Here is an 18,519-nt window from a genome sequence, read left to right as displayed (position 1 = left end):
CGGATCACCTTTCCGACCAGATGAAGATGGCGGCGATGTGGAGTCCGGCGACGTAGATGGTGGCGGTCTCGTCGTATCGGGTGGCCGGACCGCGCCACTGCTTGATCTTGTAGATGCACCGTTCGACCGTGTCCGCCGCTTGTAGGTATCGCGGTCGAAGGCTGGCGGACGGCCGCCGCGCCGGCCGAGCCGCTTGCGGTTCGCGGCCTGGTCGGCCGGCTGTGGGATCACCGACCGGATTCCGCGCCGTCGCAGGTGACTGCGGATCGCCCGAGACGAATACGCCTTGTCTGCCAGGACCACGTCCGGTGTGGTCCTGCCCCGGCCGATCGGCCGGGGCACTCGTAACCGGGCCATGACCTCGGGGAATGCGGGTGCGTCACCGGTCTGGCCAGGTGTGATGACGAAGGCCAGCGGTCGGCAAGGGCTGTCGGCGGCCCGGTGGATCTTTGTGGTCAGTCCGCCGCGGGAACGTCCGAGGGCATGGTCGTTGGGCTCGCCGGCCTGGGCCCCCTTTGGCCGGGCCCTGGCGGCGTGCTGGTGGGCACGGACGATGGTGGAGTCGACCGCGACGACCCAGTCGAGGTCGCCTTCGATGTGTCGGCCTGGGCGAGCAGCGCGGTGAAGACCTTCTCCCAGGTCCCGTCGGCGGCCCACTTCCGCAGCCGATCGTGGACACCCTTCCACGACCCGAAGTGCTGGGGCAGGTCCATCCACGGTGTCCCGGTCCGGTACTTGAACGCGATCGCGTCGATCACCTGCCGGTGATCCCGCCACCGCCCACCCCGTTTGGGCGCCCGATCCGGCATCAACGGCTCGATCCGTGCCCACTGGGCATCAGTCAACGACACACATCAACCAACGATCCGACGATCCGAAGGAAACGACCTGGGCCCTCTACGGCGTAGCTGCTCTGCCGCGCTACTCGAAGGAGAGGGTGCCCTGGCCGGGCTGGCTGAGATAGTTCTGCCAGCCGGAGGACAGCGGGACGTTCGCGCCGAAGCTGGTCCCGGAGCCGAGGTGGGTGGCGATCGTCCCATCGGTGCCCTGGATCACCAGGTCGGCCTTGCCATCACCGTTGATGTCCGGGAAGGTCAGGCGACCCTGGCCCGGCTGACTCAGATAGTTCTGCCAACCCGAGGACAGCGGGACGTTCGCGCCGAAGCTGGTCCCGGAGCCGAGGTGGGTGGCGATCGTCCCATCGGTGCCCTGGATCACCAGGTCGGCCTTGCCATCACCGTTGATGTCCGGGAAGGTCAGGCGACCCTGGCCCGGCTGACTCAGATAGTTCTGCCAACCCGAGGACAGCGGCACGTTCGCACCGAAGCTGGTCCCGGAGCCGAGGTGGGTGGCGATCGTCCCATCGGTGCCCTGGATCACCAGGTCGGCCTTGCCATCACCGTTGATGTCCGGGAAGGTCAGGCGACCCTGGCCCGGCTGACTCAGATAGTTCTGCCAACCCGAGGACAGCGGCACGTTCGCACCGAAGCTGGTGCCGGAGCCGTTGTTGAAATGGACGCCGATGGTGCCGTCGGTGCCCTGGACCAGGAGGTCCTTGTTCCCGTCCCCGTTGATGTCGGCGTAGTACAGGCGGCCCTGACCGGCGCCGCCCAGGAAGTTCTGCCAGCCCGCGCTGACCGTGGTGCTGGCACCGAAACTCGTCCCCGAACCCGGACGCAGCCCGATCGTCCCGTCCGTGCTCAACACCATCAGATCGGCCTTGCCATCACCCGTGACGTCCGCACGGATGGGGGCGGGAGGGTACGGGTTCGCGTGGTCGTTGCCGAGTCCGGCCAGGGGGCCGCAGGTGGGCCACGCTCCGGGGCCCTGCGACGCGAGCACCTTCTCGGCGGTGAGGATCTGTTGCTGTTTGGTGGCCAGATCGGCGCGGGCGGCGTAGTTCGTTCCGCCGTAGGAATTCCAGGTACTTGCGGTGAACTGCAGCCCGCCGTAGAAGCCGTTGCCGGTGTTGATGGACCAGTTGCCGCCGCTCTCGCAGCTGGCGACCTTGTCCCAGGTGGGCACGGACGCGGCCTGCGCGGTCCAGGTGCCGAGGAGCAGCTGCAAGGCGAGCGGAGCAGCGGCGAGGGTGAATACGGTGGTGCGGACGCGGGGTGATATGGACACGGGGTCTTCCCATCAGAGAGCAGTGCGCGGGGTGGCTCAAGGCATGGCGGTGCTCCGGGGGGACCGATGCGGTCCCCCCGGAGCACGGGCCGCGCTACTCGAAGGAGAGGGTGCCCTGGCCGGGCTGGCTGAGGTAGTTCTGCCAGCCGGAGGACAGCGGGACGTTCGCGCCGAAGCTGGTGCCGGAGCCGAGGTGGGTGGCGACGGTTCCGTCGGTGCCCTGGATCACCAGGTCGGCCTTGCCATCACCGTTGATGTCGGGGAAGGTCAGGCGGCCCTGGCCGGGCTGGCTGAGGTAGTTCTGCCAGCCGCTGGAGAGGGGCTGGTTGGCGCCGAAGCTGGTGCCGGAGCCCAGGTGGGTGGCGATGGTTCCGTCGGTGCCCTGGATGACAAGGTCGGCCTTGCCATCACCGTTGATGTCGGGGAACGAGAGGCGGCCCTGGCCGGGCTGGCTGAGGTAGTTCTGCCAGCCGGAGGAGAGGGGGACGTTGGCGCCGAAGCTGGTGCCGGAGCCCAGGTGGGTGGCGATGGTTCCGTCGGTGCCCTGGATGACAAGGTCGGCCTTGCCGTCACCGTTGATGTCGGGGAACGAGAGGCGGCCCTGGCCGGGCTGGCTGAGGTAGTTCTGCCAGCCGGAGGAGAGGGGGACGTTGGCGCCGAAGCTGGTGCCGGAGCCGTTGTTGAAATGCACGCCGATGGTGCCGTCGGTGCCCTGGACCAGGAGGTCCTTGTTGCCGTCGCCGTTGATGTCGGCGTAGTACAGGCGGCCCTGACCGGCGCCGCCCAGGAAGTTCTGCCAGCCCGCGCTGACCGTGGTGCTGGCACCGAAACTCGTCCCCGAACCCGGACGGAGCCCGATCGTCCCGTCGGTGCTCAACACCATCAGATCGGCCTTGCCATCACCCGTGACGTCCGCGCGGTTGTTGGTGTCCTGGATGTTGTCGTAGCGGCGGGGGCTGAAGGTGCCGTGGCCGCTGTAGTAGGGGTACGGGATGCTGTGGTGGACGGCGCCGCTGCTGCCGGACTCCTCCAGCGCGTCGTACGTGGAGTGATCGGAGCTGGTCCATCCGTTGAAGATGACCACGTGGCCGCTGGCGCCCGAGTCGGGGTTGAGGAGGACGTCACCCGGCTTGAGGGACTCCTTGGCTATGGAGGAGGTGTAGTTCAGCAGAGTGCCGGTGGTCTCGCCCCAGTTGTTCCCACTGGAGGAGTCCAGGTGCCAGGCCATGGAGACGAAGCCGGAGCAGTCGGTGCGGTACTTGCCGTTGGCGTCGGTGCGGTAGCTGGTCATGCTGTACGGCACGCCCGCGTCGACCCATGACTGGGCCCGGGCAATGACCTCCGCCCTGCTGATGCTGCCCCCTGCCGAGGAATCCCCGGTCAGAGTGGCGAAGGCACCGACCGGCCGGCCTGCGGCCAGCTGCGCCGCCGAGGCGGTGGTCGGATTGGGCACAGTCGGGGTGAAGTGGGTCAGGAAGCCCGGGTTCGCCGCACTGGACGCGGCGGCGGACGGCGCCGGGGTGTCGGCGACGGCCTGACCCAGCGTCGTGGCGGTGACCGCGCCGACGACGGCGACGGACAGGGCGAGACGGGTGATCATGTTCATGACATTCTCCTGATGAGGTGGAAGCGCAGGGGTTCTCCGGGTCCGGAGGACCAGGGGTTGAAACCGTGAAGAGGGCGAACGGGATCGCTGCCGCACGGGCGGCGCGGCGATCTGGCGGTGCGGTGGGCGCGGAGCGGTGCCGTGCGGAGGGCGCGGCGCGGGGCGGCTCGTCGGGCCGGGGTTCGGCTCGGGACTCCGACTGCCGCTCTCAGGGGTTCAGTCGGGGGTACGTCCCGTTCGGCGGCGCGCCGGAGGCCGGTGGTGGACCTTGCACCCCAGGGGCGGAATGACAGCCGGGGCCGAGGGCCGGGGCCCCGAGCCGGCGCCGGGGGTCAACTTCGCTACGAGGCAATGCGGTGCGGTGCGGGGCCGTGCGGGGCCGTGCAATACGGCGCCATGCGGTGCGATGTGGTGCGGTTCAGGGCGGGGATGTTCCAGCGCGTTGTCCGCGCCGCGAAGGTGAGTGGCAGTCAGCCACCCCCGCCACCGGCCCCCGGCAGGTGGGATGCCGATGCCGGTCGGCGTGCGTGTGGGCAGTACGCCCGTGAACCCCCTGGTGGGCCTCGACTCGCCGCCCCGGCCGGTCTTCCTGAGCCAACGGGCAGGTTCAGCGAGTGGGCGACGGCAGTGGTCGAGCGAGCGGTCCTGGTCATGACGATCCCCCCGGATGGCCGATCCGTGACGGGCGATGGACTGAGCGGAACGTCCGGCGCCGAGTACCAGGTACCGACTGGCCCTGGTCGTAGCCCTGGTCCTGGGCCTGGCCCTGGTCCTAGCCGTTGGCCTTGGTCCTGGCCTGAACGGTGGCGACGTAGCGCACGGTGAACAGCATGGGGACGACGAACCCGGCGGCCTGGACGAGTGTCGCCGTCGTGGAGTGGTCCTGGCCGGCGTGGGCGAGGGCCGCGAGGGCGCCCGCCGTCACGGCGAAGGCGGCCGTCCACACGGTGGTGATGACCACGTTGACCCGGACGAAGGGCTTGAGGCTCCAGACCTCGGGTGGGGTGGTGCGCTTGGCGATGCCCAGCGTGAACGGCTTGCCCATGACCAGCGAGGCCCCAGCGATGAGGGCCAGGGTGGCCGAGGAGAGCGCAGCCGAGTAGGCGTGTACGGCCGAATGGGGGTCTGCGAAGGAGACGGCCGCCAGGACCGCGAAGAAGACGGCCGAGCCGGCTTCCATGATCAGCGCGTCGAAGCCGACTCCCGTACGCCGCTGTTGGGCGATCACCGCCACCGCCACCAGCAGACCAGCGAGCGCCCCCCACTGCCATTGGGCGGACGGGACCACCGCGAAGACGATCCACGGAAGGAAGGTGCGTAAGTACGACATCGAAGACCCCCGAGTTACTGACGTTCCTGTTCTGACATGTAGAAACTAGAATCTCCACCCTCGACATGTCAACAGTGGAAGGTAAAGTGATGGCATGAGCCTTCGACACGCCCTCCTCGGACTCCTGTCAGAGCGCCCCGCCAGCGGCTACGACCTGCTGAAGCGCTTCGAGACCTCTTTGGCCAACGTCTGGCCCGCCACGCAGAGCCAGATGTACACGGAGCTGTCCAAGCTCGCCGACAACGGGCTGATCAGCGTCTCGGCCCAGGGCCCGCGCGGCCGCAAGGAGTACACCCTCACCGACGAGGGACTGGCGGAGCTGCGCCACTGGCTGACGGAGATCAAGCCCCAACGCAACACCCGGAGCGACATCTTGCTGCGGGTGTTCTTCCTCAACGTGGTCACGCCGGACCAGGCGCGGAGCTACCTCACCGAACTCATGGAGCTGTCGGAGCAGGAGCACCAGGCCTTGCGCCGACTGGCCGACTCCATCGACTGGGGCGACGACCCGCTCTCGGTGAACGGCAAGATCGCCCTGGAGTACGGCCTCCGCTTCAACGTGATGCGCCGCGAGTGGGCCGCGTGGGCGGCCGACCAGATCCGCTAGGCCGTCTCCTTCGGATCAGGCCGGTTAAGCATGCAGTGCCAGGCGCCGCTGGTCAGGCAAGATCCGCAAGAGACGGCCTAGGTGGGCCCGAACGCGGTAGCCACCGCCTCGGCGGACACGCCGTCGTCGCACAGCAGCGTGCAGCTCGTCGTCGGTGCCACGAGCAAGGTGCTGAACCCGTACGGGTACGGCGGCCAGAGCGACACGAAGCTCCCCGAGTCGTTCTGGCCCGCGGCCACAAGCGGGGCCCGGGGGGCTGCCCAGCCGGGCCCCGCACCGCAGGCGACGTCGACGCCTTGGGGCCGAGAGGTCGTGCCCCGAAGCACTGTGCTGGGTACGCGGACCAGGCCGTCTGAGTACGTGCGCCCATGCGAACGGGGCGCCCCGGCCGGTGCAATGGGCCCATGAACGCGACTTCTCCCCCGAGGCCTCCGGCCGCGCGAATCCTTGCCCCGCCGTGGTGGTTGGCCCCTGCCCTGTTCACCGTGGCAGCGGCACTGGGCGGTGCGTGGGGCTACCTCTCCTCCCCGTTCGTTCACACCTCGGCGTGGCTGGCCCTGCCGTACATCGTTCCGGCGGCACTGGTGGCAGCCTCCTGGCGGCCACCGTCCCGCACGCACGCAAAGGCCCGCGGCCTGGTCCTGGGCGGGGTGGGCGCCTTCGTGGCCCTGGTATACGCGCACCTGGCGACCTTCACTCTGTACGTGGTGGCCTTCGTACTGTGGGCCTATCAGGGCGGTGGCTGAGGCCGGGTGAACCGACGCGCGGGCTCCTGCCAAGGCGTCCGGTGTGCAGCGCTGCGCGACGGCTTGCCGCCTCGTCGCGGAGGCCGACGGCCCGCGCCATCCGCCGTGCCGACCGGAGCGCCGGATCCCCCGCACAGGCGAGAATGGAAGGGAACGGGGGTAATGGACATGGAATACCTGGTAGTCGTGGGGATCGGTCTCGCCTGGGGGCTCTTCCAGGCCTGGCGCGGCGGCGCGTTCGGCGGCAGGCCATCTCAGCGCCAACGTCGTTCCCGGTCATGGAAGAACGACGGCGTCAGTTTCTCCTGCGGGGACGGTGCGTCCTGCGGTGGAGACTCCTCCTGCGGTGGCGGCGGAGGCGACTGATACCTCGACTCCGACCGGCAGGCGGGGACACGCCGCCGGTCCGTGGACGGTGACTGAGCGAAGGGCCGTCCCAACGGGCCGGCCCTACCCCTGCGTTGAACCCCCTCTGGGCGTCCCAGTGGTTCTCGCCGAAAACGACGTCCTGGACCCCGCGTGAAAACTGCCCTGCCGTACGAGGCCGGAATCGACCCGCCCTGCGCGGACGGACGCGCCCGCTCTGTGACCGACGGAACCGGAAGCCAGATGAAACCCCTCGACAGCAGTACCTGGGACGTCGCGTTGATGCGGCTCCTCGAAGACGTCCACACCTTCGCGATGACCGGGCCACGGCTGCACGAAGACTGGGCACGAGACGTCCTGGCCCTCATGCACCGAGCGGTCGCCGATCCCCGGGGCTGGCGGGTGCGGGAGTCGCATTTCGGCACTGAGTGGCGCGAGAACGGCCATCCCTCCTACCCGTTCCTGCCGCTGACGGCCGAGGAGGTGCATGCCTGGACCCACCCTGTCACGGCAGGAGCCGCCGGCGAGCTGCTCGCCTCGCTGGCCCAGGAGTGGTTCTTCGAGCCCTCCCCGGTCCGGGCGCGGGCGAACCGGGACGAGGTGGTGGCCGACGCCCGGACGGTACTCGGCCGGTTCGGTCCCAGCGCCGCCTTCCGTACCTCCTCCGACCTGGCCCTGACCTCCGATTCGCCGGACTTCCTGGCCGGCGAACTCGCCGGCGGTCGCGCCTTCACCGGCTACATGATGGACCTCGGCCTGATCGCAGTGAGCGCGGACGAGGTCGGCGTCTTCTGGTCATTCAACGCGCTCTGAACAGCCCCGCATCCGGCCAAGGTGACGTACGGGCGTGAACGGCGTTGATCCCGGCATGAAAGAGACACTCGATCTGCTGGACACCCTCCTCGACCAGGTGAGCGAGCCACGCCCGAACGTGCGCGACGCCTGCACCGAGGAGCAGGGGCATATAGGCACGGTCAACGGGCTGATAGATGAGGCCCTGCGCGAGGCATCGCAGGCTGACGCGAAGGCCTCCGCCGAGCTGGACAAGCTGGCAAAGACCCTCGCCGACCTCAAAGGCCTGCCACCCGAAGTCGGGCGCGAACTCCGCGGTCCCGACGGCAAGATCGACCGCGTCGAGATGGTGCGGTACGCACTCGACCACTGGGACAAGAGGGACGACCTGGACCACGGGGCTTCCGGCAACTGCACCAACTTCGTGTCGTCCAGCCTGGAAGCGGGCGGCATGAAGCAGTGGCGCGGTCTCGCCATGCGGACGGACAAGCTCGCCATCGCTTACCAAGCCGCCCTCCACCTGGCTGCCCTCCTCATCTGGACCCGACGCTGAGCAAGGCGTCCGAAGGATTCGTCAGGCCGGCCGTGAACCCGAGGACACCCTGCCGCTCGTCCGCCGGGGCGCCGTGGACCTCGCCCTCGCCTACCACTTCGACGGCCGCTGCCCGTAGGACCAGGCCCCAGCTCCAGCCTGGCGTGGACGCCACTCCTGGAAGACCCCCTGCACGTCGTACTGCCGCAAGGGCATCGGCTCGCCAACCGCGACGCGCTCGACCTCGCCGAGCCGGCGGCCGAACCCTGGGTGCTCGGCTGCCTGAAGACCGAGGAAGACGCCTGCCGGGAGCACGGCATCGCGCTCGCCAGGACGGGTCTGCGCCTGTTGCACCACCGAGCCCGGCCGACTCACCGGTGGGCGCGGCCGCGGACCGTGGCGGGGTCAGATGGTGCCCGGCGCCCCGGGCAGGGGAATGGAGGTGGCCTCGACCTCGGTGGTATGCCCGACCCCATCCCGCAGACACGCATCCACATGCTCCTCCGGCCTCAAGGAACAAATCTTCGGTCCCCGTGGCCTGGAGGAACCTGGTCCTTGAAGCGCTGCCCAAGGCCGGCTTCCTCCGGCGCGAGCGGATCGACCGGGCGTCGGATGTGGTTGCGGTCAGTTCGCGGCGGCCGGGGAGGAGCCGCCGGGGATCAGGAGGCGGGGGGCGCCCGTGCCGTCCGCCGGGACCGACCAGATGTCGTCGGCGCGGCCTTCGCCTCCCGGGAGGGCGTAGCCGACGGTCTTGTCGTCCAGCCAGGCCGCCTGGTCATCGACGCTGCGCGTCTCCGCCAGCGGGTGTTCGCGCATGTCCGCCAGGTCCAGGACGTACAGCCGCCAGGGTGCGGCGGGGTTGTCGGAGACCTTCTTCTTGAAGGCGATGCGGGTGTTGTCCGGTGACAGCGACGGGCATTCGACGTTCTCGCGCAAAGCCTTCGCCGACCAGTTGCGCAGGTCCCCCTCGACGAGGTGGGTGCGGCCCTTGGTCGACACCGTGGCGTAGAAGCGGTTGTCGTCGCGGGCGAAGGTCACTCCCCAGTAGTTGACGTCGGGGGCGTGGTAGCGGGTGCCGTCGATGGTCAGCGGGATCTCCTCCATCGATTTGATCAGGTAGCCGGTGCGCAGGTCGAGGATGGAGGTCCGGGTGGAGAACGCGGTCGTGGCATAGGAGTCGCCGACCGCGAAGGTCGTCCACGACAGCACGTTCCCCGAGGCCGAGACGCGGGCCCGGTTGGGGATTCCGGGTACGGTCACGCGTTTGACCTCGCGGAGCTGCCGGTCCAGTACGAGGGCTTGGGTGCGGGCCGGGATGCCGGGCAGCTTGCGCAGGCACAGGGCGCGCTCCCCCGCGGTGTAGAAGCGCTCGCAGGCGGGTCCTCCTGTGGCGGGCGGCCCGCCGGTGCCGCTCCGGCGGGCGACGTGTCCAGTGGCCGAGTCCCGGTAGTAGAGCCCGGGGGCGGCCAGGCTGAACGATCCGTCCCCGGCGGCCGTCGGGAGGTCGCGGTGCCTGGCGTGCAGTACGTAGCCCAGGGAGCCGCCCCCGAGCAGCAGGACGGCGAGCACGACGAGGGCGAGGCGGCGCAGTTGTGACGGGCGGTGATTCACGGCGCCTCCAGGGCGTCGACGGGGGATGCGGCAGCCGGATCGGGAGCCGAGGCGGGCAGGATGTGCCAGGCGGCCGCGAGCGCGCCCGCGAGCCCGAGCGCCGCCGTCCACAGGGCGGGCCCCTGCCCCCAGAAGGTCCAGGCGGCCCCGAAGCCCGCCGCGCCCAGCAGCCGGGCCAGTGCCTGCCCGGTCTGGAGCACCGCGAGCCCGCCGGCCCGGCGGTGGGCGGGCAGCAGCGGACCGGCCAGCGCCATCAGGACCCCGTCGGTGGAGGCGTAGAAAACGCCGAGGAGTGCCAGCACCACGACCGCGGTCGGCCAGGCAACCGGGAGCAGCAGGACGGCGTACGCGCCGAGCAGTGCGGCGTGTCCGGCCAGGAACGGCAGCCGACGCCCGAAGCGGTCGGCGATGCGGCCGGCCGGGATGGCGAGCAGCAGGTATCCGGCGGCGGCGCCGAGCGGCAGCAGCGGGAAGAGGGCGGGCGGCAGGTCGAGGCCGCGCTGGATGAGCAAGTAGAGGAACGAGTCGCCGATGGTGGCGGCTCCGAGCAGGGAGGCGGCGAACAGGATCCGGCGGAAGGCGAGGTCCCGAAGTGCACCACGGTGGAGGGGCGTTGACCGGATCGGTGGTGCGGGGGCGGCGGAGGGGACGTACAGGACGAGGAGGAGCACGCCGAGCAGGCCCGCGCAGAAACTGACGGCGAAGACCGCGTCGTAGGCGTCGGCGGTCACCCACAGGACGGCGAAGGCCGCGAGCGGACCGAGGAGTGCGCCGGTGGTGTCCATGGCACGGTGCACGCCGAAGGCGCGGCCCAGTGTCTCCGGCGGGCCGCTGAGCGAGATCAGCGCGTCGCGCGGGGCGGTGCGCACGCCCTTGCCGAGTCGGTCGGCGGCGAGCGAGGCGGCGATTCCGGCGGTGGCGCCGCCGGCGAGGAGCAGGCCGAGCCGGGACAGCGCGGAGAGCAGGTAGCCCGCGCCGGCGACCCGCTTGTGACGGCCGCCGCGGTCGGCGAGTCGGCCGCCCAGGAGTCGTACGAGCGCGGTGGCTCCGTTGAACATGCCGTCCAGGAAGCCGAATTGGAGGGGTGAGAGGCCGAGACCCAGGACGAGGTAGAGCGGCAGCACGGCCGTGACCATCTCTGAGGAGACATCGGTGACGAGGCTGACCGCGCCCAGTGCGATGACGGTTGCGGGGACGCGCCGCCGGGCCCCGAGAGGGCGGGGCGGCGCGTCCGGGCGGCCGGTGTTGGCCAGGTACATCAGTGGCAGCTGTACTTCGGGCTGGTGTCCTTGACCCCGTCGGCGGCGACGTAGGTCCAGCTGTAGCCCGAGTCCGTGAAGTCGAGCTTCAGGACCCCGTACTGGCCGCTGATGCGCTTCTGGCTGTTGGGCTGCACCTGCTCGATCGGGTAAGGCTCGGCGCCGCCCATGCCGCCGACGATCTCCACGATCCCGTCGGCGGCCGCCTTGCCGTCGGGGTTCTGCGGGGCGAACCGCTCGTAGTGGTGGTCGTGTCCGTTGAGGACCAGGTCGGCCTTGGCCGCGTAGAGGATCTTCCAGACGGGCTTGGAGACGGGGTCGTTGCCGTGTCCGCCCGAGGAGTACAGCGGGTGGTGCCAGTAGGCGGCTATGCACTGCTTGCCGTTGGCGGCGAGGTCGGCCTTGAGCCAGTCGATCTGGGCGGCCTGGTCGAAGGCGTTGGAGTCGAGGGCGATGAAGTGCCAGTTGCCCTCGTCGAAGCTGTAGTAGCTCTTGCCCTGCGGGTAGGCGATGTTCCCGAAGTACGCCTTGTATCCGGAGAGGGAGCCGGCCGGGTCGTACGTCTCGTGGTTGCCGGGCACGGGGTGGGTCTTGTCCTTGAAGGTGCCCCAGCTCTTGTCGTAGTAGGCGCGGAAGTCGGCGATCCGGGCGTCGTCGTACTGGTTGTCGCCCATCGTCAGGTAGAACTTCGGGTCGATCTGCCGGGCCAGGGCGGCGGTCTTCGGGTGTGCGCAGCCGCTGTCGGAGGCCGTGCACTGGGCGGCGATGTCACCGGCCGCGACGACGGTGAAGGCGCCGCTGCCGGGGGGCGGACCGCCGTCGACGGTGCCGTACACCTCGGCTTCGAAGAGGGAGTAGCCGTACGCCGTGCCGCGCGCGGTGCCGTACACGCGCAGGTACCTGCCCTTGCCGGAGAGGCCGGCGAGGTCGTCCGTGCCGCCGTTGCCGGCCTTCTCCTCTGCGATCCTGGTCCAGGTCGTGCCGTCGGCGGAGACCTCGACGCGGTAGGCCTTGGCGTAGGCGGATTCCCAGGTCAGCTTGACCCGGGAGACGGTGGCGCCGGCCCCGAGGTCGACGCGGATCCACTGCGGGTCCTTGCCCTCGGCGCTGGCCCAGCGGGTCGAGGCGGCGCCATCGAAGGCGTTGGCGGCGCCGAGCGAGGAGCTCTCCGCGGAGGAGGCGGTGGCGGGCTTGCCGCGTGAGATGAGCGGGTCGGCCGCGGCTCCCGCCCGGCCGGGCCAGGCGAGGAGGAGCCCGGCGACGAGTGCGAGCACCGCGGTCACTACGAGGAGGACGGGCCGAAGACGACTGGTGGTGGGGGTTGGTGGGGTGGAGGCGTGCAGGTGCATGCCTGACTCCTTGGCCTGGGGACGGCGAGAGCTGGACACCGGTGCGGAGAACGCCATCCCCCTTCCCCGGGAGCATGGGGGCGTGCAGGGGACAGCGTCACGGCGGCCGGGTCAGAGCTCTCACTGAGCACGTCATGCCCATGCCATTCCTTTGTCATCGGGCACCGCGCCAAGCCGCCGTCGGGAGCGTATCGGATAGGAAAGTTTCCTACCAGTGGTCCAACACGACTGCCGACAGGGCCGGGTGGGGGTCGGGCGTGCGGCCGATGGCGGCGCCGATGGTCGTCCCGTTGCGGCACGGCCGCCGGCGGCTTGGTCGCTCCCTTGGTCGCCGGTGGCCGTGGCCGTGGCCGTGGCCGTGGCCGTGGCCGTGGCCGTGGCATACGCTCCCCCGATGAGGCGACCCCCGTTGCTCACACTGCCGCGGGGTCAGCACAGGGCCCCTCTACCCGCCGACCGCTTGAGGTCCTCGCCGAGCACGCCGAGCAGCTCGTGCGGCGGGCTGAGCACGAAGATCCACCTCGCCCGCGACGGCCAGGGACGCCCTCTTGCGTTCACCGTCACCGGCGGGAACGTCAACGACCGCACCCAGTTCGAGCCCGTGATGGCCCGCATCCGTATCAAGCGGTGCGGGCCCGGCCGGCCCCGCACCCACCCGGCCAGGGTGACCGGCGACAAGGGCTACTCATCCCGGGAGATCCGCGCCTACCTGCGCAGACGCGGCATCGCCTGCACCATCCCCGAACGCGTCGACCAGATCAGCGGCCGCCTGCGACGCGGCGAGAGCCTCTGCCGCCTCGACCGCGAGCCCTACCGCCGCCGCAACCTCGTCGAACGCTGCTTCAACAAGCTCAAGCAGAACAAGGCCCTCGCCACCCGCAACGACAACCGAGCCCGCCACTACCAGGCCCTGGTCACCCTCGCCTGCCTGCGGCTATGGCTCCCGACCTGACATTGCGAACACGCCCTAGGGGCCGGGGTCCGGCCTACGGGGGCGACTGTGTGCTAGGGATAGCGGGCAAAGACCACCAAAACAGGAGGTATCTAACGATGCATACAACTCTTCTCCGTGTGACGACCGCGCTGGGAGCCGCGGCAGTGCTGGCCATCTGCGGCGCCGGCGCTGCCAGCGCCGACGGAGTGGGCAGCTCAGGCTTCGGGAACTCGGGCGTCGGCAACTCGGGCGCTCTCAACGACGGCGTCGGCAACGCCGGCATCCTCAACTGGGGTCTGGGCAACGCGGGCATCGCCAACACGGGCGTCGGCAGCCACGGCATCGGCAACTCGGGCCTCGGCAGCTCCGGCATCGGCAACTGAGACGGGCTCACGACGACCCCGCACCACGAGTCTCACGACAGGCCCGGCTGATGCCGGGCCGGCTTACCCGGGCCGCCCGCTCCACCAGCGGTCGGCCCGGGTGTGTCGCGCCGAGAGCCGGCCTGCGAGGACGGCTGGATCCGGCGGACGCCGGAGGCACGGCTTCGACGCCGTCTCGAGGCCCGCTGTGGTTCGCTGCTTCCGTTCTCGTGAACATCGACATCCCGCCTCTGCGGGTGCCTCCCCGAAGTCAGGTTCTGGCTCAACTTCTGCGGACCTGGACCGACGTCGCAGTGCTTGCGCTGGACAAAGTTCCAGGTCGGCTGCGGTACCGACGGGATTTGAACCCGCGGACAGATAGGGGCAGGCCCGCCCCGTCTCCGTCAGTCGACGTGAGCGGGACCTCGCTCACGTCGATCGCAATGGACCGCTCTGCCACGGCACCGCAGCCTGCGGGAATGCGCGCCATCCCGCTCCGGCTCAAGGTAGAGGATCGTCCTCTGCGCAGCGAGCCCTTTTCCCAGCACCGGCAACCGGTTCAACAGGGCCACAGGACTTGAGCCAGAACCCGAAGTCATGAAGAACGGGCTTCGCAACCCGTGAATAAAGCCAGGTGTCCCTTCAAGCCGCCGCCGCTGGGGAACTGAACAGTCTGCTCCGCGTGGCGCGGCAGCGGGAGAAGACCGCGGACCTCGCGGCCGCCGAAGAGCTCCTCAAGGAACCCGCGGACGCCGGAGACCCGCAAGCACTGGCCCATTTGGCACGGCTACGGAAGGCGGCCGGCGATCCTGAAGGTGCCGAAGCCCTGGCATGGCACGCCCCCGCCTTCAGGCCCTTCTTCGCCTTGATGGAGAGGGCAGAGACGCGGGAGGCCGTCGGCCTCCACGAGAGCCCGGGCCGCCCCTATCGCCAGCTCGCCGATGCCCGACTGCTTGATCCGTCCGAGTGGCAGTGGCCGCACGGCCTCGCCCCGGGGACGGATCCCCCACCAACCCCTCGGTCAGCGGCCCGTAGTACCGCTTGCCATCCTCGCTCCGGCCCACCGCCTCCGGCACCGGGGCGGGAGCGGGTGCCGGGGCGGCCGGCTGCGGTCCGGGAGCCGGGGCAGGCGCGGGTGCGGGTGCGAGGGCTCTGGGGCACCTGGGGCGGAGAGACGGACGACGAGCGAGCGGCCGCCGCCTTCGTCCCGACCGGGTGGGGCAAAGCGACCCGCAAGTCTCCGAGAAGACGAGGTATCGGGCCCCGCCCTTTAAGGGCTGCCGGGCGCCGGGCAGCATGTGTGAGACTCCCTCTGAATGATCACTCGGGGGGAGTTTCGCGTTGAACGCGCTGTTGAAGAGGGTGTGGATCGGGCTGGCCGCGACCTTGATCGTGAGTCTGGCCGCCATGGTCCTGCCGGACCGCATCCAGATAAACGACGACGGACGCATCCACCTGGGCGCGCCCGCGCCCACGCCGTCCCCATCCACGGCGGCGCCCACACCGGAGTCCACGTCACCGCCCCTCACACGGGACGCCGTGGACGAGGTGATCCGGACCGCGGTCAGAGCGGCGGGCCTCGACCCGGCGCAGGGCCGCCCGACCGGCGCGGCCGGCGCCGACTCGAACAGGACGGGCTGGATGGCCGTCCGCGAGAAGACCGCCGCACAGTCGGAGATGAACGCGATCTGCGCCGACCTGGAGCGCCAGGGCTGGACGCTCAACCCGAACGGCGACCGCCCCGATGCCTCCCGCAGCTACAAGCGCGGGGGCTGGTACCTGCTGGTGAGCACGCGCGGGAAGACCCAGACGCCGTCCAACACCTCCGCCTTGACCGACTCGCAGACCTACCTGACCCTGACCGGGCTCCAGCTGAACCTTTCCGACATACCCCTCCCCGAGACCACCGTCCGCATCGGCTGACCCTTGATACGGCCGAGGGCAAGGCGTTGCTACCCGAGCCAGACGATGTCCAGTACGGACAGGTGCCGGGTGAGGCGGTTGGCCACGTAGACGACTGACAGCTGCCCGACGGACGCGGCGCGGACGTCCTCGCCCTCCGGATCGCCGGCGTTCCACTGGGGCCAGCCCCACGGGGAGCGCACCGCGATGTCCAGGACGTCGCGGACCATCTCCCTGGCCGGGTCGGGAAGCTCGGCGAGCGTCTTCGCGGCCTGCGGGGACAGACGCACCGCCCACGGCTGACCGGTCACCGGCGACGACCGAGGACGTCGTCCAGGTCCACGAAGCCGGACTCGTCGCGGCCGGAGTCCATGAAGGCGTCGACGGCCGGGGCCGCGGCGACGCGCAACTGCCAGGTACGCACCACCTCGTGCAAAGGGGTGAGGCTGAAGGAGTCGCGGGCGTCCTCCAGGGCCTTGACCCAGTCCCGCTCGAACGCCGGCACCCACCGCTCCGCGCGGCGGTCGGCGCGCAGCTGCGCGAGCAGTTCGGCCGCAGCGCCCGGCGCGGGCGCGTACGGCGGGACGGGTACGTGGTCGGCGGGTTGAGCGCTCACGGGCTCCTCCAGGCAGGTTGTACCGCCACGGTAGCCGCCGCAGCGATGGAGGGAGGAGGGGTTCAGCCCACACGGCCGGTGGAGGTGGCTCTGGGCCAAAGGGTGTTTCCTTCGGATCACCCCGCTGGGCCGATCGAGATGGCGGCGAGGTGGGGTCCGAAGGGTGGCTTTTGCCTCCGCGTCGTGGCTCGCACCAGCGGATCACCCAGCAGCGAGATCGTCGGGCCCGTCTGGCAGGCTGCGTCCGTGGAAGAGCTCATAGGAACCCAGAAGCCGATGCGCAGGATCCTCGACCCCGACGAGGCGATCGCCGCACTGGAACGCGCTGTCCCCGGGCTGGTGGCACTGCGCCGGCAGGAGCCGGCCGTTTTCGACTGGCGGGCGGTCGAGGAGGGAGCCGGCAGGGCTCTGCCGTCCGACTTCAAGTCGCTCGCCGAGTGGTACCCGGCCTTCGACCTGGACGACTTCCTGGCCATCATGCTCCCCTGGCCTGGGGAGGACATCGGCCGGGCCAAGGCGGAGGGCACGGAATCGAAGGGATGGGACTCCGACTACCCCGCCGAACTGCGTCCCTTGGAGCTCGTGTCGACGAGCCTGATGCCCTGGGGGGACTCGGCGGAGGGTGACCGGTTCTTCTGGAGTGTGCTCGGGGATGATCCGGAGCACTGGCCAGTCACCATCTGCTCCCGCAACGGCCCCTGGTGGCACTACGAGGGTGGAATGGTCCAGTTCCTGGCGGAGCTCTGCGACGGAGCCCTGGACCCGTGGGCGCTCCCTCCCGTCAAGCCAGAGATCACAGGCTGGGCCGTGGAGAGCGGCGGCTGGCGGCAGACGGCCTGAGCCGACTCGTCCGACCGTGCCGGGCGGCGCCGGTCAGGCATGATCAAAGGAGACCGTCCAGGCTGGGTGCTGTCGATGGAATGCCATAGCGTCGGAGGCATGATCCCCGAGCCGACGGGCCAGGCCGCCGGCCCCTGCGATGCCGCCTTCTTGCCGAGGCTGCAGATGGCCTTCCGGGCTGCGCGCGAGCCGATCACGGAACCGGTGTCGAAATTCGGCGGGTGAGGAGTTCGGTGCCGTCTTGCCGGAGGGTGTCGAAGGCGATGAAGAAGGCTGGGGTCTTCGCGGCCAGTGCGGCGGAGGCGTGGCCGCGGGCAGCGGCTCGGCGCTGGAGCGCTTCGAAGGGCAGCCGTCCGGCTGCGGTGTCCCAAACGACGCGTTCGCCATCGAGGACCAGGCCATCGGGCAGCTGCTCGGCGGCTGCGACCAGGCCGGGAAGCCGTCCTGGACCAGGTAGCCACGCCGGATCTGGAGCAGCCGGCCGTCCGGACCGGCAAGGGTGAAGAGGATGGCCCGGTGGCCGTCGAGCTTCTGGCTCCGCCGCGAAGCCGCTCGCCAGGACGCCGGAGCCGGGGACGTACTCGGCGGCCTGCGCGAGCATCGGCTCGAAGGGCGGGGTGACCAACCGGGGATGGCCTCCTTTACCGCCGCTCGGGGCCTGGCATGTATGGCGCGTGGATACGGCCAGAGGGCCCTGCCGAGTCCTACGTCGGTGTGAGGAGTGTGAAGTCGGCGAAGTCGAACCCGGGTGTCACCAGGCAGCTCACCAGGACCTCTTCATCACTGGCGGGGCAGGCGCTTTGCCAGTGGCCGGCGGGCACGCACACCTCAAGCTCGGTGCCGGGGGAACGGCGCGATCCCAGGCGGTACTCGGTGACCGTCGTCGGTGTCGGCCCGGGCGGGCTGATGTACAGGGTGAGGGGGCCACCGTCGCGCCAGAGCCAGATCTCGTCGCTGGCCACCGTGTGCCACTGGGACCGTTCCCCCGGTGCCAGCAGGAAGTGGATGAGGGTGGCCGACGGCCGCTGACCGCGGCCGGCCGGATGCGGAACGGTGACGGGAGAAGTGTAGATCCTGCGGTACCAGCCGCCCTCGGGGTGAGGTTCCAGGTCGAGGGCGCGGGCGGTCTCGGGACGGGAAGTCATCGGTGGCAGCCTCCGGTCGGGACGGCGTTCTCTGGGATGGTGGGCGAACCGTAGCGCTCGCCATAGTCCTGGAGGACCCTTCTGGTCAGGTAGCGCGCGCAGTGGTGCTCGCAGTCCCCACCGGGCGGTGACGTTGCTCGTCTGGTAACTCACGGCCAGAAGGGGACGGTCCGGGTCGGCCGCGGTGAAGACGAGCGCCCAGTGGGCGTCCAGCTTCTGCTCGGACACCTCCCCCGCCCTCAGCGCGGCCGGACCCGGCACGGACTCGGCGGCCTGAGCATCCTGGGGCCTCCGCATGGCTGGCCCCCTTCCAGGGTCGGCCGGGACAGCCCGAGGCCGCCCGGCGGAACGGGCGTCGCAGCCGCCCATCTGAGGACCCGGCGGGGCCGTCGGGG

General features: G+C 70.3%; 19 protein-coding genes, 1 tRNA gene and 3 pseudogenes. 10 read left to right on the top strand and 13 right to left on the bottom strand.

Going from position 1 to position 18,519, the window contains the following annotated elements; genetic code table 11:
* Positions 1–4: 4 nt before the first annotated feature.
* From OG509_RS38430 to OG509_RS38415, 4 genes and pseudogenes are all read right to left on the bottom strand, one after another.
* Positions 5–809: pseudogene (locus OG509_RS38430) on the bottom strand (IS5 family transposase).
* Positions 810–921: 112 nt separating this feature from the next.
* A complete protein-coding gene (locus OG509_RS38425; protein ID WP_406187196.1) occupies positions 922–2,127 on the bottom strand; it encodes a transglycosylase family protein in 1,206 nt (401 codons plus the stop codon).
* Positions 2,128–2,221: 94 nt separating this feature from the next.
* Positions 2,222–3,733, bottom strand: coding sequence for an FG-GAP-like repeat-containing protein (locus OG509_RS38420; RefSeq protein WP_406187195.1), 1,512 nt, complete (start codon positions 3,731–3,733; stop codon positions 2,222–2,224).
* 772 nt (positions 3,734–4,505) lie between these two features.
* Positions 4,506–5,063: a hypothetical protein gene (locus OG509_RS38415; RefSeq protein ID WP_406187194.1), complete on the bottom strand. Its 558-nt coding sequence runs from the start codon at positions 5,061–5,063 to the stop codon at positions 4,506–4,508.
* A gap of 94 nt (positions 5,064–5,157) precedes the next feature.
* Between OG509_RS38415 and OG509_RS38410 the strand changes: the two genes are divergently transcribed.
* Positions 5,158–5,670: a PadR family transcriptional regulator gene (locus tag OG509_RS38410; RefSeq protein ID WP_406187193.1), complete on the top strand. Its 513-nt coding sequence runs from the start codon at positions 5,158–5,160 to the stop codon at positions 5,668–5,670.
* A 77-nt stretch (positions 5,671–5,747) separates the two neighbouring features.
* Here OG509_RS38410 and OG509_RS38405 read toward each other — a convergent pair whose 3' ends face one another.
* The gene (locus OG509_RS38405; RefSeq protein WP_406187192.1) at positions 5,748–5,876 is read right to left on the bottom strand and encodes a hypothetical protein; all 129 of its coding nucleotides are present in this window, start codon (positions 5,874–5,876) and stop codon (positions 5,748–5,750) included.
* A 279-nt stretch (positions 5,877–6,155) separates the two neighbouring features.
* Between OG509_RS38405 and OG509_RS38400 the strand changes: the two genes are divergently transcribed.
* The 4 genes and pseudogenes from OG509_RS38400 to OG509_RS38385 form a co-directional block, all read left to right on the top strand.
* Positions 6,156–6,416, top strand: coding sequence for a hypothetical protein (locus OG509_RS38400; protein ID WP_406187191.1), 261 nt, complete (start codon positions 6,156–6,158; stop codon positions 6,414–6,416).
* A 609-nt stretch (positions 6,417–7,025) separates the two neighbouring features.
* The gene (locus tag OG509_RS38395; RefSeq protein WP_406187190.1) at positions 7,026–7,595 is read left to right on the top strand and encodes a hypothetical protein; all 570 of its coding nucleotides are present in this window, start codon (positions 7,026–7,028) and stop codon (positions 7,593–7,595) included.
* Between the two features lie 55 nt (positions 7,596–7,650).
* Positions 7,651–8,127 (top strand): amidase domain-containing protein, encoded by a 477-nt coding sequence (locus OG509_RS38390; RefSeq protein WP_406187189.1) that lies wholly within the window; start codon positions 7,651–7,653, stop codon positions 8,125–8,127.
* A gap of 108 nt (positions 8,128–8,235) precedes the next feature.
* Positions 8,236–8,376: pseudogene (locus OG509_RS38385) on the top strand (LysR substrate-binding domain-containing protein); the annotation flags it as partial.
* Between the two features lie 354 nt (positions 8,377–8,730).
* Here the strand turns inward: OG509_RS38385 and OG509_RS38380 are convergent.
* Genes OG509_RS38380 through OG509_RS38370 form a run of 3 tightly spaced genes read right to left on the bottom strand, consistent with a single transcriptional unit; the run spans position 8,731 to position 12,325 of the window.
* Positions 8,731–9,717: a hypothetical protein gene (locus tag OG509_RS38380; RefSeq protein WP_406187188.1), complete on the bottom strand. Its 987-nt coding sequence runs from the start codon at positions 9,715–9,717 to the stop codon at positions 8,731–8,733.
* Positions 9,714–10,976: an MFS transporter gene (locus tag OG509_RS38375; protein WP_406187187.1), complete on the bottom strand. Its 1,263-nt coding sequence runs from the start codon at positions 10,974–10,976 to the stop codon at positions 9,714–9,716. Before OG509_RS38375 ends, OG509_RS38380 begins: the two co-directional genes overlap by 4 nt.
* Positions 10,976–12,325 carry a discoidin domain-containing protein gene (locus tag OG509_RS38370; protein ID WP_406187186.1) on the bottom strand — a complete coding sequence of 450 codons (1,350 nt, stop codon included), beginning with the start codon at positions 12,323–12,325 and terminating at the stop codon, positions 10,976–10,978. The genes OG509_RS38375 and OG509_RS38370 overlap by 1 nt, the downstream gene beginning before the upstream one ends.
* Before the next feature lie 490 nt (positions 12,326–12,815).
* Between OG509_RS38370 and OG509_RS38365 the strand changes: the two are divergent.
* Positions 12,816–13,277: pseudogene (locus OG509_RS38365) on the top strand (IS5 family transposase); the annotation flags it as partial.
* 119 nt (positions 13,278–13,396) lie between these two features.
* Positions 13,397–13,642 carry a hypothetical protein gene (locus OG509_RS38360; protein WP_406187185.1) on the top strand — a complete coding sequence of 82 codons (246 nt, stop codon included), beginning with the start codon at positions 13,397–13,399 and terminating at the stop codon, positions 13,640–13,642.
* A gap of 326 nt (positions 13,643–13,968) precedes the next feature.
* On the opposite strand, the gene OG509_RS38355 is transcribed toward OG509_RS38360, so the two are convergent.
* A tRNA-Arg gene (locus OG509_RS38355) sits at positions 13,969–14,087 on the bottom strand.
* A gap of 875 nt (positions 14,088–14,962) precedes the next feature.
* On the opposite strand from OG509_RS38355, the gene OG509_RS38350 reads away from it, so the two are divergent.
* Positions 14,963–15,544, top strand: coding sequence for a hypothetical protein (locus tag OG509_RS38350; protein WP_406187184.1), 582 nt, complete (start codon positions 14,963–14,965; stop codon positions 15,542–15,544).
* 29 nt (positions 15,545–15,573) lie between these two features.
* Here OG509_RS38350 and OG509_RS38345 read toward each other — a convergent pair whose 3' ends face one another.
* Entirely contained in the window at positions 15,574–15,834 is a 261-nt protein-coding gene (locus tag OG509_RS38345) for a hypothetical protein (RefSeq protein WP_406187183.1), read from the bottom strand.
* Positions 15,831–16,139, bottom strand: coding sequence for a DUF6247 family protein (locus OG509_RS38340; RefSeq protein WP_406187181.1), 309 nt, complete (start codon positions 16,137–16,139; stop codon positions 15,831–15,833). Before OG509_RS38340 ends, OG509_RS38345 begins: the two co-directional genes overlap by 4 nt.
* 183 nt (positions 16,140–16,322) lie before the next feature.
* Between OG509_RS38340 and OG509_RS38335 the strand changes: the two genes are divergently transcribed.
* Positions 16,323–16,979, top strand: a complete 657-nt coding sequence (locus OG509_RS38335; protein ID WP_406187180.1) for a hypothetical protein — start codon at positions 16,323–16,325, stop codon at positions 16,977–16,979.
* Positions 16,980–17,078: 99 nt separating this feature from the next.
* Positions 17,079–17,204, top strand: coding sequence for a hypothetical protein (locus OG509_RS38330; RefSeq protein WP_406187866.1), 126 nt, complete (start codon positions 17,079–17,081; stop codon positions 17,202–17,204).
* On the opposite strand, the gene OG509_RS38325 is transcribed toward OG509_RS38330, so the two are convergent.
* Both OG509_RS38325 and OG509_RS38320 read right to left on the bottom strand, forming a co-directional pair.
* A complete protein-coding gene (locus OG509_RS38325) occupies positions 17,173–17,580 on the bottom strand; it encodes a hypothetical protein (protein ID WP_406187831.1) in 408 nt (135 codons plus the stop codon). The genes OG509_RS38330 and OG509_RS38325 overlap by 32 nt on opposite strands.
* Before the next feature lie 103 nt (positions 17,581–17,683).
* Positions 17,684–18,124: a cupin domain-containing protein gene (locus tag OG509_RS38320; RefSeq protein WP_406187179.1), complete on the bottom strand. Its 441-nt coding sequence runs from the start codon at positions 18,122–18,124 to the stop codon at positions 17,684–17,686.
* Between the last annotated feature and the right edge of the window lie 395 nt (positions 18,125–18,519).

The sequence above is a fragment of the Streptomyces sp. NBC_01006 genome, assembly GCF_045162725.1.
Classification (GTDB): domain Bacteria; phylum Actinomycetota; class Actinomycetes; order Streptomycetales; family Streptomycetaceae; genus Streptomyces.
The sequence above is the reverse complement of the archived record's forward strand: the minus strand, read 5'-3'. Positions and strand labels throughout refer to the sequence as shown.